14 protein-coding genes are annotated in these 15,412 nt (G+C 59.3%); 11 read left to right on the top strand and 3 right to left on the bottom strand.

What is annotated here, in order from left to right; genetic code table 11:
* Nucleotides 1-162: 162 nt before the first annotated feature.
* Nucleotides 163-969: a LuxR C-terminal-related transcriptional regulator gene (locus tag Q1A34_RS12615; protein WP_300034458.1), complete on the bottom strand. Its 807-nt coding sequence runs from the start codon at nt 967-969 to the stop codon at nt 163-165.
* Between the two features lie 187 nt (nt 970-1,156).
* On the opposite strand from Q1A34_RS12615, the gene Q1A34_RS12610 reads away from it, so the two are divergent.
* The 3 genes from Q1A34_RS12610 to Q1A34_RS12600 all read left to right on the top strand — a co-directional run bounded on the left by Q1A34_RS12610 (nt 1,157) and on the right by Q1A34_RS12600 (nt 4,400).
* On the top strand, nt 1,157-1,570 hold the full coding sequence (locus Q1A34_RS12610) for a nuclear transport factor 2 family protein (RefSeq protein WP_300034455.1): 414 nt from the start codon (nt 1,157-1,159) through the stop codon (nt 1,568-1,570).
* The gene (locus Q1A34_RS12605; protein WP_300034452.1) at nt 1,570-2,742 is read left to right on the top strand and encodes an MFS transporter; all 1,173 of its coding nucleotides are present in this window, start codon (nt 1,570-1,572) and stop codon (nt 2,740-2,742) included. The genes Q1A34_RS12610 and Q1A34_RS12605 overlap by 1 nt, the downstream gene beginning before the upstream one ends.
* Before the next feature lie 899 nt (nt 2,743-3,641).
* Nucleotides 3,642-4,400 carry a hypothetical protein gene (locus tag Q1A34_RS12600; RefSeq protein WP_300034449.1) on the top strand — a complete coding sequence of 253 codons (759 nt, stop codon included), beginning with the start codon at nt 3,642-3,644 and terminating at the stop codon, nt 4,398-4,400.
* A 183-nt stretch (nt 4,401-4,583) separates the two neighbouring features.
* Here Q1A34_RS12600 and Q1A34_RS12595 read toward each other — a convergent pair whose 3' ends face one another.
* Both Q1A34_RS12595 and Q1A34_RS12590 read right to left on the bottom strand, forming a co-directional pair.
* Complete coding sequence (locus tag Q1A34_RS12595; RefSeq protein ID WP_300034446.1) at nt 4,584-5,996, bottom strand: FAD-binding oxidoreductase; 1,413 nt, start codon at nt 5,994-5,996, stop codon at nt 4,584-4,586.
* Nucleotides 5,989-7,239, bottom strand: a complete 1,251-nt coding sequence (locus tag Q1A34_RS12590; RefSeq protein ID WP_300034443.1) for an amidohydrolase family protein — start codon at nt 7,237-7,239, stop codon at nt 5,989-5,991. The genes Q1A34_RS12595 and Q1A34_RS12590 overlap by 8 nt, the downstream gene beginning before the upstream one ends.
* A gap of 379 nt (nt 7,240-7,618) precedes the next feature.
* Here Q1A34_RS12590 and Q1A34_RS12585 point away from each other — a divergent pair, with 379 nt between their 5' ends.
* The 8 genes from Q1A34_RS12585 to Q1A34_RS12550 all read left to right on the top strand — a co-directional run bounded on the left by Q1A34_RS12585 (nt 7,619) and on the right by Q1A34_RS12550 (nt 15,411).
* A complete protein-coding gene (locus Q1A34_RS12585; RefSeq protein WP_300034440.1) occupies nt 7,619-7,912 on the top strand; it encodes a hypothetical protein in 294 nt (97 codons plus the stop codon).
* Entirely contained in the window at nt 7,876-8,262 is a 387-nt protein-coding gene (locus tag Q1A34_RS12580) for a VOC family protein (RefSeq protein ID WP_300034437.1), read from the top strand. Before Q1A34_RS12585 ends, Q1A34_RS12580 begins: the two co-directional genes overlap by 37 nt.
* Before the next feature lie 132 nt (nt 8,263-8,394).
* Nucleotides 8,395-9,966 carry an acyl CoA:acetate/3-ketoacid CoA transferase gene (locus tag Q1A34_RS12575; protein WP_300034434.1) on the top strand — a complete coding sequence of 524 codons (1,572 nt, stop codon included), beginning with the start codon at nt 8,395-8,397 and terminating at the stop codon, nt 9,964-9,966.
* Nucleotides 9,967-9,971: 5 nt separating this feature from the next.
* Nucleotides 9,972-10,730 (top strand): enoyl-CoA hydratase/isomerase family protein, encoded by a 759-nt coding sequence (locus Q1A34_RS12570; protein WP_300034431.1) that lies wholly within the window; start codon nt 9,972-9,974, stop codon nt 10,728-10,730.
* A 3-nt stretch (nt 10,731-10,733) separates the two neighbouring features.
* Entirely contained in the window at nt 10,734-12,254 is a 1,521-nt protein-coding gene (locus Q1A34_RS12565; RefSeq protein WP_300034428.1) for an aldehyde dehydrogenase family protein, read from the top strand.
* Between the two features lie 88 nt (nt 12,255-12,342).
* Nucleotides 12,343-13,554, top strand: a complete 1,212-nt coding sequence (locus Q1A34_RS12560) for an ABC transporter substrate-binding protein (protein WP_300034425.1) — start codon at nt 12,343-12,345, stop codon at nt 13,552-13,554.
* A gap of 82 nt (nt 13,555-13,636) precedes the next feature.
* On the top strand, nt 13,637-14,530 hold the full coding sequence (locus Q1A34_RS12555; RefSeq protein WP_300034422.1) for a carbohydrate ABC transporter permease: 894 nt from the start codon (nt 13,637-13,639) through the stop codon (nt 14,528-14,530).
* A complete protein-coding gene (locus Q1A34_RS12550) occupies nt 14,530-15,411 on the top strand; it encodes a carbohydrate ABC transporter permease (protein ID WP_300034419.1) in 882 nt (293 codons plus the stop codon). Before Q1A34_RS12555 ends, Q1A34_RS12550 begins: the two co-directional genes overlap by 1 nt.
* Nucleotide 15,412: the final 1 nt, after the last annotated feature.

Genomic DNA, 15,412 nt, shown 5'->3' with positions numbered 1-15,412 from the left:
CCAGGGCCCGGCCAGTTTGGCTTTTGCCGCCGGGTCTGTTCGCTGTGCCGGTTGACTGTGATCTGTGACCAGACGGGCCTGAATCTGATGCGTTATGCAGATCAGATCACCATTGCCTGTGACCCAGGCAGCCGTGATTTCTGCCCCTGAAAATGGCGGACGTCAGTATATATTCTCTTGCATTGCTCTGATCATACGGGCGTTTTCCAGAGCGATCACGCTCTGATCCGCGAACATCTGCGCCAGTCGGGTTGTATCGTTGGAAAAGGGCCGGACCGTCTGCCGGTAGATGGTAAAAGCGCCGACCAGCCTGTCACCCGCGAGCATGGGGATCGCAACAAAGGAGCGCGCGCCGCCCAGATCCGCCGTCGCATATCGCAGCGGATCGTCCGTCAGATACACGGCTTCGGATCTGACATCGATGATGCTGATCACCCTGCGCTGCTGGTTCATCCGGCCAAGGCCCGTTTCAGCGCCCGCAACGAAAACGCCCTGATCGTCCAGCCATGCCCTGAAGGGTGCCGGTATTCCCAGCGCGTGGTTGGCAACAAACTGACAGTCCTGCCGGTACTCGAACAAAATGCCGAATTCCGCGTCACAAAGCTCGAGCGCATAGGACAGGATCAGCGGCATCACCGCATCCAGATCTCCGTGGGCGGCGCTGATGATCCGTAACACTTCGCTGAGCGCTTTTTCCCGGCTGATGGCTTCTTCGAGGCTCAGGGCAAGCTCGGAGACAACCTTCGCAAGTTCGGAAGGGTTACGGGGCTGTGCAGCATTGCCACTGAGGTGGTTCGCCAGCTCCAGTTTCGAGGAAACCTCAAGCTTTCGGTAGATTGTCGCCAGATGTGTGCGCACCGTACTGGGGGCAATGCACAGCGTATCCGCGATTGTCTGGTAGGTCGCGCCACCCGCATAGGAATTTGCGATCTGCAATTCCCTCTGGCTGAGGCCGACGTGTTCCGACATCTGAAAAGCTCCTTCCCCTGGTACCCTGACACAAGTCTGCTCAGAACCGTGCCAGCACGCAATCCCGCAAATGCTGTAGTCTGAATACTGCAGGCCGGACATCGGATTTACTGCATCTGCGGGATACACGGCCGCTGCGATTGTCCTCTATGGTCACACAGGCAAGCGCATCACAGGGAACAGCACAATGACAATGCACGATACGGCGACCGCCTTTTTCCATGCCTGCGAAACAGGACAGGGGTGGGAGGGATGTAAATCATGGGTTCATGAGAAAGCGGGTTTTTCATGTCAGGCAGATGCGTTTGCGGGAACGACAACGCTCGCCGCCTATGCAGACTGGATGAAAGGGTTGCTGACCCCCGTACCAGACGGTCGCTACGTGCTGACGGCCTTTGCGGTGGATGAAGCGCGCAGTTGCGTTATTGCCGCCGCAGAGTTTCACGGCACACACACCGGTGAGGGCGGGCCCGTGGCGCCGACGGGCAGAACCGTGGTGTCAGATTATGCCTACGTCATGCAGTTTGACGGGGACAGGATCAGCCACATGACAAAGATCTGGAACGATGTTCAGGCGCTGCGCGGGCTGGGCTGGGGGTAATGCGCTGGCGTGTTCTGGGGCTGCTGTTTCTGGCCCGTATCGGCGTTGGGCTGCAGTTCCAGACTGTTGCATCCGTGGGCGATGATCTGGTCACTGTCTTTGGGCTGGACTATGCCGAGCTTGGCTTTCTGATCGGGCTTTTCATGGCGCCAGGGCTGTTTCTGGCGATACCTGCCGGTTACTGGGGGCAGCGCGCCACCGATCGCATCATGGTCGTGTCCGGACTGGGGGCGCTGGCCTTAGGCGGGCTCATATCCTCCCTTGCCACAGAAAGCTGGACCGTTGGTCTGGGCCGGATCGTCGCCGGGGCGGGATTCGTTTTTACGATGATTTTTTTTACCAAAATGGTTGCCGACTGGTTCGAAGGGCGTGAAATCGCGACGGCTATGAGCGTGCTGGTCATGAGCTGGCCGTTCGGTATTGCCATGGGTCAGATCGGTCACGCATGGCTGGCAGAGGTTTTTGGCTGGCAGGTCCCGTTTCACGCGGCATCCGCCTATTGTCTGGTCGCGGCACTCGGACTTTTGCTGCTCTACCGGTCACCGCAGAACCAGCTGCAGGCAGGCGCGGGCGCGGCCGCGGCACTGACCGGCCGGGAATGGAAACTGACGTTCTGTGCGGCGGCGGCGTGGGGTGCATTTAACGCGGCCTACGTTACTTACCTTTCTTTTGGCCCGAAGGTCCTTGAGGGATTGGGCCAGTCCACCATCGCGGCGGCAGGCACCATCAGTATCGCGAGCTGGATCATGATTGCATCCGGTGCCGCCTGTGGGCAGATCGTGGATCGTTTCGGAGGCCGGACCATTGTGCTGGCGGTCTGTATGGGCGGAGCCATCGCGTCGCTTTTGCTGCTCAGCGTGCCCGGTGCCGGAGTTGGCGCAAGCGTGCTCTTTGGCCTGATTGGCATGGCCCCTGCCGGGGTGATCATCGCCATTGCAGGCGAGGCGATGCGCCCTCAGGTCCGCGCCTTTGGCATGGGTGTTTTCTTTACGGTCTATTACGCCTTTTTGCTTATCGCACCCCCTGTCGCCGGGGCGGTCCTTGACAGAACAGGTGATGCGCAAAGCCCGCTCTGGCTGGCCATAGCCCTCTTTGCGTTCGTGGTTCCGCTCGGCGCTCTGTTCCAAAGCCTGAAGCGGGGCCGCCCGCCTGTTCGGGCCGGAAAAGACTGATCGAAACCAGCCGGCAGCTGGTGCAGTAGGATCAGAACGAACCTTTACCAATCGTTCCCGGACCGCGTTTTCTGAATGCGTCCTTGCCCGGGATATTATGTGCGTCTTGGCGTGACGTGCCAGCGGAGACAGGCAAAGGATCACGCCTGAAACTTCCGGGCAGCGAAAGATGTATGAACCGGGATGAGTTTGCCGACTGGAGCAAAAAGTCGCTGACCGGGAGCACGGTCTCATAATACGCCGAGAGACCGCCCGGTAGGTACACAGACCAGACCGGGGATATGGCGGCGACCCCGGCGATATCGGCGGCTTTGTAATGCCGCGCATGACGCACTGGCAACAGCCGGGGGTTTTGCCTGCTCCCTGCCAACGCGGCACCACCGTCTGTGTTGGAGGGATAGCGGGCAAGGGCGTGGCGCGCGGAGAGTAAGGAGCCGCGGACCGCGCGCCGGGTGTTAACGCAGCGCACGCGCAACGGCGCGTGAGGGCATGGGGCCCCGGGGTGAAACTTTGGCCCTTTTGCCAGCAAAACAAAGGAAAATTCGATGTCGGTATCACGTCGGTGTTGCGTCGGTATAACGTCGGTGCGAACGGCGGTGTTGCGCGGGTTTTGGCGCAATAACAGAGCGTACGCTGTGGAAAAGTTGATGCGGGGTTAAGGGCGGCTGTGCGGACGAAGTGAGCTTTCGCTGCGACTTCGCCGAGGTCTGCACTACCGAATTTGCAGTGTCAAAAACGGCCGTTTTCGCAGTTAACGGAAACGCACGACTTTTGATCAATGGCCAAATGGGGGTCAACCACAAGCGCAGCGAATTGTTGGGCTCAAACTGGAGCAGTATTGCTGTGCATGCGGTTGGCTCCTAAGATTCGAACAATCGCAATAGTCTTTAGGATGTCCGATGCAACTCAGTGAAGAAACTCTCTATAGGGTAGAAAACTCGATAAAAAACAGCGATGATCTTTTGAAGTACACCGAAGCCATGAAACTTCAAGCACCTCCGCCGAAGCTGCGCTTCTGGGAAAACGATGGGTTCTACAAGTTCCTCGCAGGCGGTGCTGGGGCTTTGGCCGCGGCCGCTTTACTGACTTGGGGCGGTATCTTCGACGTTTTGGGCAAAACCCATGCTGCTCAAACAAGATTGTTGGATACGGCACAGAAAGAGTACCTAACTCTCACAGAGGCCAACGAGCAACTGATTTTTACTTCTCGAGCACTTTACGCTTGCAACTTTAGCTGGGGCGAAACCAAAGGTAGGAAAGAACTGCGTACCCTGTTCAACGAACTAACAGACCGCTATAACGATAAGTTGCCGGACGGTGAGCTGCTGCCACTTGGCCCTGAAGAAAACGACTATTCCTTGCAGGCGGTACTATTTTCTGACGGCAAACTTTGGTACAGGGTCTTCACATCCGAACGGGGCAATTCAGCTGGACGGGATGATCGGGCGGAAGACGGAACATGGCACCTGACCGACAAGATTCTTGAAATCAAATTCGAGTTTGGTGGACAAGAACTGTTCGAGCTACAACTGGACCGGGCAGATGCCTTTGACTTCGCACAAGGAAAACCGATTGAGCTTGTCGCAAGCTCCCAATCTGACTTTGACAATTCTACATTTTACGACCACCGAAGCTGCGGGCAATACCCAAGCGACTAGTTCGCGTCTGCGAATTTAGCAATTTGCAAACTTTCTTGACCAGCGCAGCATCGGTAATTTCGGGCTCCAGGCGGACCTTCAGTCTTTTTGGCATGGCCGCGTGGATGGACATAATGGTGCCGGCCCCGCTGAGCGGTTCTTATCTTTGGCGCAAAGGTGTCTCAGGTCGGGCCAGCCGTCCGTCTACACCCCATCCAGCGTCGTCAGCGCTTCGATCTCGTCCGCACTCAGGTGGCGCACTTTTTCCCAGGCGCGGGATTTGCCGGGGTTGAGCAGGCCCTGCGGGTCCATGCGTTTTTTCCAGGCGAGGTGGCGGAAGTCGGGCTGCATGTGGTTGCCCTCGATGGCGCAGATATGGGCGTCGTAGACGGTAAAGCCGTCCGCGGCGTAGGTGGCGTTGATCTCTGCCAGACGTTCGGGGGTCGAATACCAGATGATGGGCAGATCGGCGCAGATGACGGCACCGTCCCAGCGGGTGAATTCGTGGTGCGGCCAGACCTCGTCCCCCTGCCGGTCGCGCATGGCCGCCACGCGGGCAGCGTCACCGGGATCGGGCACGCCGATCTGCTGGTAGGTGGCCGAACGGTCGGCTTTGAGCACCTGCAGGGTGGTGTGATTATAGGCGAACTCAAAGACATGCGGCAGTTTCAGCGCGGTGCGTTCCGCATCGTCAATCGCCAGATGCACCGTTCCGCCCCGGGCCTCTGTGAGCGCACGGAATGCCGCCAGATGCGCGCGCGGCACCAGGGTGACCAGCAGGTGCTGATCCTGTGGCACGTGCTCGCGCAGGCGCGGGAAATAGCCGGCAATGCGTGCATCCACCACCGAGCAGAGTTTGCGCCCGATTGCATCGTCGTCTGCGCAGGCCAGGGCATAACCGGCGGCGTAGCATTGTTCATAGCTGGCAAATCCGGCCATACAGCCGATCCAGTCCTGTGTGGGCACCGTGCGCATCGTGACCTCGGTTATGGCCCCGTTTATCCCCCAGGCGTGATGTATCCCAAGGACGTCTTCGCCGTCGAACACGTGCTCCTGCGGGTTTTCGCTGACCGACAGCGCGCTGATCCGGATGATGTTGCCGTTCTGGCGCAGCGGGCCGTTGGACACCGAGCCGATGCCAGCGCTGCCCCCGGCGACAAAACCGCCGATTGTGGCGATGTCCTGGGTTGAGGGAAACATGGCCAGTTCGTACCCTTCGGGCTGCAGGGCGGCGTTGATATCCGCCATCAGCGCACCGGCCTCGACGCGGACAAACCCCGCGCCGGTCTCCAGCACGCGGTTCATGCCCGTTGTCTCAATGATCAGCCCGCCCCGGAGCGGTACGGCCTGACCATAATTGCCCGTACCACCGCCGCGCAGCACAACCGGCAGATCATGTTGCCAGGCAACAGACAGGCAATGCGCCAGCTCTTGCCTCGTCGCCGGGCTTGCCACCAGATCCCCGAAGGTGCGGCGCAGCTGCGCGTTGAGCAGCGGTGAATACCAGAAAAAATCGCGGCTGCGCTTTTTGACTGTAACAGGGTCATCAGTGACGGCGACCGGCGCAAGATCTGCCATGATGCGCGCGCGCCGTGCATCGGTCATGGGCTCAGTCATGGCGGGCCTCCCGGATCAGGTTTGTGAGACAAACGGGGGCGGCAGTGCCGGACAGAAGTTCCGACAGGTCGGTTGCGGGTGTCGCGATCAGGTCCGCGCAGGCGGCGCCGTCAATGCGCAGGGGTGCAAGCCCCATGGCTTTTCGGGCGGTGGTTGTGATCATGGGGAGATGCCTGCCGAACGGTGGATCAAGATGCCCCGCCAGCACCGCAAGCGACAGCGTGCTGACCGGATCATGCCGCCCGACGGGGCAAAAAGCGTCGCGCACATTGTCTGTCCCGACCAGCGTTTCCACTCCCTGTTTGGCCAGTTCGTGCAGCAGGGTCAGCCCGCGCCGGTCCGGCGTACCGGAACGACGCCCCTGGAGGTAGAGATTGGTAGAGGGCAGGGCCGCGACGGCAATTCCGGCCCGCTGCAGCTTGTCCGCGATACGCGTCACATCGCCGGGCGCTTTGGAGGCAAGACTGCAGGCATGCCCGCAGAGCAGCGGCCCCTCAAAGCGCATTTCCAGCGCGAGATCTGCGACCATCTCCAGACCGTTGAGGGATGCATCCAGCCCTTCGTCCACGTGAAAATCGAGCGCCAGTCCAAACCTGTCAGCGGCCCTGAACAGTGCTCTGAGGCCCGCCTGGCGATTTTCGTGGGCCAGCAGAAAGCTGCCCAGCACGCCACCATCGCGCGAGACGCGGCGCGCAACGGCCATGGCCTGATCTCCCCGCGCCATTTCATCGATACCGGTGAGGGCCGCAGGCTGGAGGAGGATGCCCTGATCCTGTGCGCTGTCTTTCAGAGCGCAGATGACCTCCCATGCCAGTGGTGCGTCAGACGTATCGGTCCCGGCGGCCCAGTCGATGTGACTGCGTACGGCACCGCAGCCCGCGCGGGCAAGTTCATCCAGGCCACGCCGGATACGCGCCTGCAGGTCGTCCCCGGTCCAGTTGGCTTTGTCCTCGCGCTGCGCGGCCAGCGCCGCCGCCAGATCACCGCCGACGGCATCCATCCGGTGCACGGTATGGCATTTGTCCAGGTGCACATGGGCTTCGGTCAGACGCGGCATCACGATCCGGGACACAGGCTGATGGGCGCCAGGATTTTCGAGGCCGACAGCGCGGCCGTCCCTCACCAACAGAGTGCCTGCCCGGAGATCGCCCTCAACCGTACCGCCAAAGGCTTCGGGGTCGCTCAGCAGAGATACCGGTACGCCGACACCTGCGATTTTGTGCGTATGGTGCCGAGGTGTCATGTTGCGGCACCTGAACAGCAGGATGTCAGGGTCAGATGTCTCGGCCAGTTGGTCAGCGCTGTGTGGCCGCCGCTGCAGGTAAGTTCTCTCACAATGCCTCCTTTGGCACTCCGAAGTCCGGAGTTCCTTCAGCGGCCCTTGAGGTCTGTGCCAGAGATAAAGGGAACCTGCCAGATGATGGCCCGGCGGGCAAGATGTAACCGCATTGGCATCGCTTGCACGGTGAAAACGGACGACTTGCAGAGCGGCTGGCGCATGCGCACCGGGTCAGCGCCGGATTTTAAGACAGCGGCGTGGTCCACGATCACCGCATGTGGGGTGCAGGATCCGGCAGCTCGGCAAAGGCAGGTTCTGCCCGGGTTCGGGTTGTGTCCCTCTGGTGCAGAGCATCTGTGAAGCGGGTGAATTGCCGCTGCGTGATACACAAAACTCCTGCATCGGCGGCTGGCATTTTGTTCTGGTGCAGCGGGGCCCAATGAAGCTCTGGCAGAAGGGCAGAGACCAGACCGAGCGACAATTTAACGTGGTGACCGATACTGCTTTTGAACCAAAGCAAGTCTGGACTTCGAAGTTTTCAAAACCTGTGGCCGATGACATGAATGAGAGCATACCGGGCAAAGATCAGAAGGGTTTTACATGGATCTCAGATTTCACCACGTCGCAATCATTGTGAGTGATTACGCAAGGTCAAAGCAGTTTTATACGCAGACGCTTGGTCTGCCCGTTATCCTGGAGAGTTACCGGGCGGAGCGTCAGTCCTGGAAACTTGATCTGGGGCTGGCAGATGGCGGACAGCTGGAAGTGTTCAGCTTTCCGGATACCCCCGACAGGCCGACGCGGCCCGAAGCCTGCGGCCTACGGCATCTCGCCTTTCGGGTTGCGGATCTTGACGTTTCAATGCGCGAGCTTGCGGCCAAAGGCGTAAAGACCGAGCCGGTGAGAATCGATGAAAACACCGGTTGCAGGTTCACGTTCTTTGCTGATCCCGATGGGCTGCCTGTCGAACTCTACGAGATAAAATGAACTAAAAAGTACATAAATTCCGAGTATTACGGGCCCTGTCATAAACTCCTTGTCAAAACTGGAACGTTCCAATATCAATTTGTGGAACGTTCCAGTTTCAGATCGCATGGAATTGGCGCCGGGGGAGGTAGTATGAACAAGACTGTTCCAGTCAGTGAAGCGGTTGGCCGTATTCCGGACGCCGCTGTCGTGTCTGTCTCGTCTTCCTCGACGCTTGGCTGCCCGGACGCCGTTCTGAAAGCGATTGGTGAGCGTTTTGAACAAGAAGGGCATCCGCGCGGCATCACGTCTTTGCATCCGATTGCGGCAGGCGACGTTTATGGCGTCAGGGGAATGGATCATATTGCTAAAGATGGTCTGCTGACCCGCGTGCTGGCCGGGTCGTATCCGTCCGGACCGTCAAGTGTCGAGATGCCCGAAATCTGGAAGATGATCGTCGAGAACCGTGTCGCGGCATACAACGTGCCTTCGGGCATTATGTTCGATATGCACCGTGAGGCAGCAGCGCACCGACCGGGCGTTCTGACCAGGGTCGGCCTCGACACCTTTGTTGATCCGGAGCGCCAGGGCTGCGCCATGAATGAACTGGGGGCGGCCACGCCGATCGTGTCGCGGACCGAATTTGCGGGTGACACCTGGCTGCATTTTCCCAATGTCGTGCCGGATGTGGCGATCATTCGTGCAACGACGGCTGATACGCGGGGCAATCTGACCTATGAGCACGAGGGCGCCTATCTGGGCGGGCTCGAACAGGCGATATGCGTGCGCAACAACGGCGGACTGGTCATTGCACAGGTCAAACGTGTGACCGCAGCCGGCAGCCTGAGGCCCCATGACGTCCGTGTGCCAGGGCATCTGGTCGATTGCGTGGTGGTTGATCCCGACCAGAAGCAAACCACCGAAACGCTGTATGATCCGGCCATATCGGGGCAGGTGATGCGCCCGTGGGACAGTTTCGGCCTGGCAGAACACGGTGTGGAAAAGGTCATCGCGCGCCGCGCGGCTCAGGAACTGCGCCGTGGAATGACGGCCAACCTCGGCTTTGGCATCAGTGCCATGATCCCGCGCGTGCTGCTGGAAGAAGGCCACAGCGATGCGGTCACCTGGGCGATTGAGCAAGGGGCCGTTGGGGGGGTGCCCCTGACAGGGTTCGCCTTTGGCTGTGCCTCTAATGCCGATGCATTTGTGCCGTCGCCCCAGCAATTCATCTATTTCCAGGGTGGGGGGTTCGACATGTCGTTCCTGTCGTTTCTTGAGGTCGATACCCATGGCAATGTGAACGTCTCAAAACTTGGCAAGAAACCCTATCTTACAGCCGGTTGCGGCGGATTTGTGGATATCACCGCGCGCGCCAGAAACATTGTTTTTTCGGGTTGGTTTGAAGCCGGGGCAAAGATTTCGCTGAACGAGGAAGGCATCGACATTGCCGCACCCGGCAAATTCACCAAAATGGTTGATGAGGTCGAACATGTCACTTTTTCAGGGCGCCGGGCCGTCGAGCAGGGACAGAACGTGATGTATGTCACCGAACGCTGTGTGATCCGTCTGACCGGGAACGGATTGGTCGCAACTGAGATCATGCCTGGAATAGACCCGCAAAAACACATTGTTGGCCCGTCGCAGAGGCGAGTTCAGATTGCCGAAAACGCCAGCATCATGCCCAGATCGCTTTTGGGGCAGTCGCCGATGGGTCTGACGCTTTGAGCACGGTGAGTTGCACATATGAAGCCGGTGCCGCAGTTCTGACCCTGCGCAACGCGGCAAAGCTGAATGCGCTGACGACAGACATGCTGCGCCGGCTTGAGGCGCATCTGGCTGAGGTGGATCGCAACGCGGACGTGCGCGCCGTTATTGTAACAGGTGACGGGCCAAAGGCGTTTTGCTGCGGGGCTGATATTGCTGAATGGGGGTCGCTTGGACCTGCGGAATTTGCAAGGCACTGGGTCCGTGACGGTCACCGCGTATTTGACCGGCTGGCGCGTCTGTCCAAACCGACGATTGGTGCGATCAACGGACATGCCTTTGGGGGCGGGCTGGAGCTTGCGGCCTGTTGCGATATCCGCGTGATGACACCCCGGGCCACGCTGGCGCTTCCCGAGGCGCGGGTCGGCATCGTGCCGGGCTGGTCAGGCACGCAACGTCTGGCACGGTTGCTGCCCGAAGCTGTCGTCAAGGAAATGGCGCTTTTTGGGCGTCGGGTTACCGCAGACAGAGCCCTGGCGCTTGGATTTGCCGCAGATGTGGCGGACGATCCGGTGGCCTGGGCGCAGGATATGGTGGCGTCTCTGGCAGATGTCTCGCCCCGGGCCAACGAAATTGCCAAAGCGATGATCCACGCGGCTGTGAATGAAGACCGGGCAGCCGCCATCGAAATGCTCGGCAGCGCTGCGGCGGCTGCCAGCGGGGACCGCGACGAGGGCGTGCAGGCCTTTCTTGATAAACGCCCCCCTGAATTCAATGGAAACTGATCTGTGAATGACCTGACAATCAACACTGCGACAGATGTCGACCTGCCTGCGCCTTTTGCTGGCAGGCATCTGATTGACGGAAAGTGGATCGAAGGTGCAGAGACGTTTGAGCGCGTCTCGCCTTCGCATGGCACCGTTGTCAGCATTTCCGCGAAAGGGGATGAGGCTGTCACAGAACAGGCGATCGGCGCGGCGCGTACCGCATTTGCTGCCGGGACATGGAGCCGGATGTCGGGCAAAGAACGTGCCGCAGTCCTGTTGAAAACTGCTGACCTTATCGAGGCCAATGTCGAGCGGATCGCTGTTTTTGAGACACTGGAGAGCGGCAAGCCAATCGCGCAGTCGCGCGGTGAAGTGGGCGGTGCGGCAGACCTCTGGCGCTATGCGGCGTCCCTGGCGCGCACGGCGCATGGCGACAGTCACAATACGCTTGGCGAAGACATGCTGGGGGTCGTGCTCAAGGACCCCATCGGTGTTGTCTCGATCATCACGCCCTGGAATTTCCCCTTCTGGATCCTGTCGCAAAAACTGCCCTTTGCCCTCGCCGCCGGCTGCACCGTGGTCGTCAAACCGTCTGAAATGACCCCATCATCGACCGTAATGATGGGAGAGCTGTTGCTGGAGGCAGGATTGCCTGCCGGGGTTTGCAACATCGTGCTGGGGTATGGCCACCCTGTTGGCAGCCTGATGTCGTCGCACAAAGAGGTGGATATGGTGACCTTCACCGGCTCTACCGCTGTCGGAAAGCTGATCACGCAGGCCGCGTCGGGTACGCTGAAGAAAGTCGCGCTGGAGCTTGGTGGCAAAAACCCGCAGGTGATCTGCCCGGATGCTGATCTGGACAGTGCTGCAGATGCCGTGACCTTTGGGGTGTATTTCAACGTCGGCCAGTGCTGCAATTCGTCGAGCCGGATCATCGTGCATGAGGACATCGCGGAGGATTTCGTCGCCCGTGTCGTGGCACTTTCCCGCAAGGTCAGATTCGGCGATCCGATGGACCCTGAAACGCAGGTGGGTGCTATCGTAACGGCTGATCACAACGCAAAAATCGACGCATATGTCCGGGCCGCCGTGGAAGATGGCGCGCGGCTGGAACTGGGCGGCGGCGTGCTGCCTGTTGATGGCCTGGGCGATCAGTTTTACCAGCCCACGATCCTCAGCGGCGTCTCTCCTGACATGGCGATCGCGCGCGAGGAGGTCTTTGGCCCGGTCCTGACTGTTCTGACCTACCGGACACTGGACGAGGCCATCGCGCTGACCAATGACAGCAGCTATGGTCTGTCTGCAGGTATCTGGAGCGAGAATATCCATACCTGCCTTGAATTCGCCCGCCGGGCCGAAGCAGGAACAGTCTGGTCTAACACATGGATGGACGGTTACCCTGAACTTGCATTCGGGGGTGTCAAACAATCCGGGCAGGGCCGCGAAATCGGCCGCTATGGATTTGAGGAGTTTCTTGAGGTGAAATCTCTGGTCATGCGCGTCGGGCGCAGCCGGACACCCTGGGTTCAACAAGAGGGCTGAAACAGCCCGAATAAACGAAACGCAATTTTGGGAGGATACCATGCGTTCATTCTTGAAAACGAAGACGGCGATTGCGCTCGCGCTGTCCGTGACAGCAGGCACAGCATCTGCGGATGGTCACGGCGGAGTGGAAGTTCTGCACTGGTGGACATCCGGTGGTGAAGCCGCCGCACTGAATGTGCTCAAAGATGATCTGGAGAGCCAGGGCATCGGCTGGACAGATATGCCGGTTGCCGGTGGTGGCGGTGAACAGGCGATGACAGTTCTGCGCGCCCGTGTCACGGCAGGCAATGCGCCGACAGCCGTGCAGGGTCTTGGCTTTGATATCATCGACTGGGCCAAACAGGGATCACTGGCGAACCTCAATGATGTGGCCGCTGCCGAAGGGTGGGACGACGTTGTGCCAGCCGCATTGCAGCAGTTTGCGAAAGTGGATGGCGCATGGGTCTCGGCCCCTGTGAATGTCCACTCGACCAACTGGGTCTGGGCAAACAAAGCGGTTCTGGATGCCAATGGCATCGCCGTGCCGGAAACCTGGGACGACTTTGTTGCGGCACTGGAGACCCTGTCGGCCGCGGGTATCACGCCCATCGCCCATGGTGGTCAGGCCTGGCAGGAAGCCACCGTCTTTGACGCGGTTGCAATGTCTGTTCTCGGGCCGGATGGCTACAAGGCAGCCTTCATTGATCTGGACCCCGAAGTTCTGGGTGGCGACGGCATGAAAGAGGCGTTTGACCGCATGGGCGTGATCCGCGCAAATGTGGATGACAACTTCTCTGGTCGCGACTGGAACCTGGCAACCGCGATGGTCATCAACGGCGAAGCCGGTTTTCAGATGATGGGCGACTGGGCCAAGGGCGAATTCCTGAACGCGGATAAAGTGCCGGGCGAGGATTTCCTTTGCTTCCGCTTCCCCGGTACGTCTGAACAGGTCACTTTCAACGCTGACCAGTTCATGATGTTTGACCAGGGTGGTGACGTCTCGGCAGAACAGGCCGCACTGGCATCGGCAATCCTGTCACCCTCGTTCCAGTCTGCGTTTAACGTGGTCAAGGGATCTGTCCCGGCACGCACCGACGTCTCTGACGAGGCATTCGATGCCTGCGGTCAGAAAGGCATGGCGGACCTGGCCGCTGCAGCTGCAAGCGACAATCTCTTTGGCTCCATGGCACATGGCCACGCCAATGAGGCATCCGTCAAAAACGCGATGTACGACGTGATCACAGCGCATTTCAACGGCGAATACGACAGCGAAACAGCCGTTGTCGAACTCGTCGACGCGGTTGAAATCGCTCAGTAATCATCACCGGCGGCGGGGCAGCGCAGGTCGTTGCCCCATCCCGCACCCGAACCCGTCCCGTCACCACAAAGGAGGCCGTCTGATGGCCTTGTCCGCCAACGCAGACTTCAAAACGCGACTCCAGGCCTGGTTGCCAAAGCTGGTCTTGTCGCCGTCCCTGGCCATGGTGCTGGTGTTCGTCTACGGGTTCATCCTTTTCTCGGTCTATCTGTCATTCACTGACAGCCGGCTGCTGCCCTCATTCGGGTGGGTCGGATGGGAAAACTATTCCAAGCTGTGGCGCCTGAGCCATTGGGAAACTTCGATTACGAATATGGGTATCTTTGCGGCTCTCTATATCGGGATCTGCACCGTGCTGGGCCTTGGCCTCGCGATCTTTCTCGATCAGAAAATTCGCGGTGAAGGATTTATCCGGACGATTTACCTCTATCCGATGGCGCTGAGTTTCATTGTAACAGGTACCGCGTGGAAATGGTTTCTGGACCCGGGCATCGGGCTGGAAAACGTGATGCAGAGCTGGGGCTGGACCAGTTTTGAATTCGACTGGATCAAAAACCGGGATTTTGCGATTTACACGGTCGTTCTGGCTGCGGTCTGGCAAACCAGCGGGTTCGTGATGGCGATGTTTCTGGCCGGCTTGCGGGGCATTGACAATGAGATCCTGAAGGCCGCGCAGATGGACGGCGCGTCAAACTGGAACCTGTACCGCCGGATTATCATTCCCCAGTTGCGCCCCGCGTTTCTGTCCGCTTTTGTGATCCTCAGCCATCTGGCGATCAAGACCTTTGATCTGGTCATCGCGCTTACCGGGGGCGGGCCGGGCCGGGCGACAGAGCTGCCGGCGACTTTCATGTATTCCTATACTTTTTCGCGCAACCAGATGGGGATCGGCGCGGCATCTGCAACGATCATGCTTATGACGATTGCGGCCATCATGATCCCCTATCTCTACGCCGAACTGCGGGAGAAAAAGTAATGTCAGTTGCCTCCCAGGACACCGCTATCCGCACAGGGCGCGTCATGCGTACGCTGATTTACCTCGTGCTGCTGCTTTTTACGCTGTTTTACATGCTGCCGCTCTACGTGATGGTCGTGAACTCGGTCAAACCGCTGGACGAGATCACGGGCGGGGGCATGATGAACCTGCCACAGGTCTTTACGCTTGAGCCCTGGGCAAAAGCCTGGTCGTCGGCGCAGATCGGCGTGGAGCCCACCGGCCTGTCACCGTACTTCTGGAACTCGATCAAGATGGTTGTTCCGGCAGTGGCGATTTCGACCGTGCTTGGCGCGTTGAATGGTTATGTCCTGACCAAATGGCGGTTCAGATACGACACGATCGTCTTTGGTCTGATCCTGTTTGCCTGTTTCATTCCCTTTCAGATCGTTCTGATCCCGATGGCGAAAATGCTTGGGCTGATGGGGCTTGCCGGAACCACCTGGGGTCTGGTTCTGGTGCATGTGGTTTACGGGGTCGGCTTTACGACGCTTTACTTCCGCAATTATTATGCCGTCTTTCCCACAGAACTCATCCGTGCAGCCCAGATCGATGGCGCTGGTTTCTTTCAGATTTTCTGGCGCATTCTGTTGCCCTCTTCGGGGCCGATTGCCGTGGTTTCGATCATCTGGCAGTTCACCAACATCTGGAATGACTTTCTGTTCGGGGCGTCCTTTGCCGGTGCTGACAGTCAGCCGATGACGGTGGCGCTGAATAATCTGGTGCAGGCCAGCCACGGCGTAAAGGAATACAACGTCCATTTCGCCGGCGCGATCCTGGCCGCACTTCCAACACTTCTCGTCTACATCGTCGCAGGCCGCTACTTCGTGCGTGGCCTGATGGCGGGATCAGTCAAAGGATAAG

Origin of the sequence: uncultured Roseobacter sp. (genome assembly GCF_947491795.1) — a bacterium.
Taxonomy (GTDB): Bacteria; Pseudomonadota; Alphaproteobacteria; order Rhodobacterales; family Rhodobacteraceae; genus Roseobacter.
The sequence above is the reverse complement of the archived record's forward strand: the minus strand, read 5'-3'. Positions and strand labels throughout refer to the sequence as shown.

Excerpts from the sequence above, each read along its gene's own strand:
- Q1A34_RS12610 (WP_300034455.1), top strand. The coding sequence starts at position 1,157 with ATGACAATGCACGATACGGCGACCGCCTTTTTCCATGCCTGCGAAACA.
- Q1A34_RS12595 (WP_300034446.1), bottom strand. The coding sequence starts at position 5,996 with ATGACTGAGCCCATGACCGATGCACGGCGCGCGCGCATCATGGCAGAT.
- Q1A34_RS12550 (WP_300034419.1), top strand. The coding sequence starts at position 14,530 with ATGTCAGTTGCCTCCCAGGACACCGCTATCCGCACAGGGCGCGTCATG.
- Q1A34_RS12575 (WP_300034434.1), top strand. The coding sequence starts at position 8,395 with ATGAACAAGACTGTTCCAGTCAGTGAAGCGGTTGGCCGTATTCCGGAC.
- Q1A34_RS12615 (WP_300034458.1), bottom strand. The coding sequence starts at position 969 with ATGTCGGAACACGTCGGCCTCAGCCAGAGGGAATTGCAGATCGCAAAT.
- Q1A34_RS12555 (WP_300034422.1), top strand. The coding sequence starts at position 13,637 with ATGGCCTTGTCCGCCAACGCAGACTTCAAAACGCGACTCCAGGCCTGG.
- Q1A34_RS12605 (WP_300034452.1), top strand. The coding sequence starts at position 1,570 with ATGCGCTGGCGTGTTCTGGGGCTGCTGTTTCTGGCCCGTATCGGCGTT.
- Q1A34_RS12590 (WP_300034443.1), bottom strand. The coding sequence starts at position 7,239 with ATGACACCTCGGCACCATACGCACAAAATCGCAGGTGTCGGCGTACCG.
- Q1A34_RS12580 (WP_300034437.1), top strand. The coding sequence starts at position 7,876 with ATGGATCTCAGATTTCACCACGTCGCAATCATTGTGAGTGATTACGCA.
- Q1A34_RS12600 (WP_300034449.1), top strand. The coding sequence starts at position 3,642 with ATGCAACTCAGTGAAGAAACTCTCTATAGGGTAGAAAACTCGATAAAA.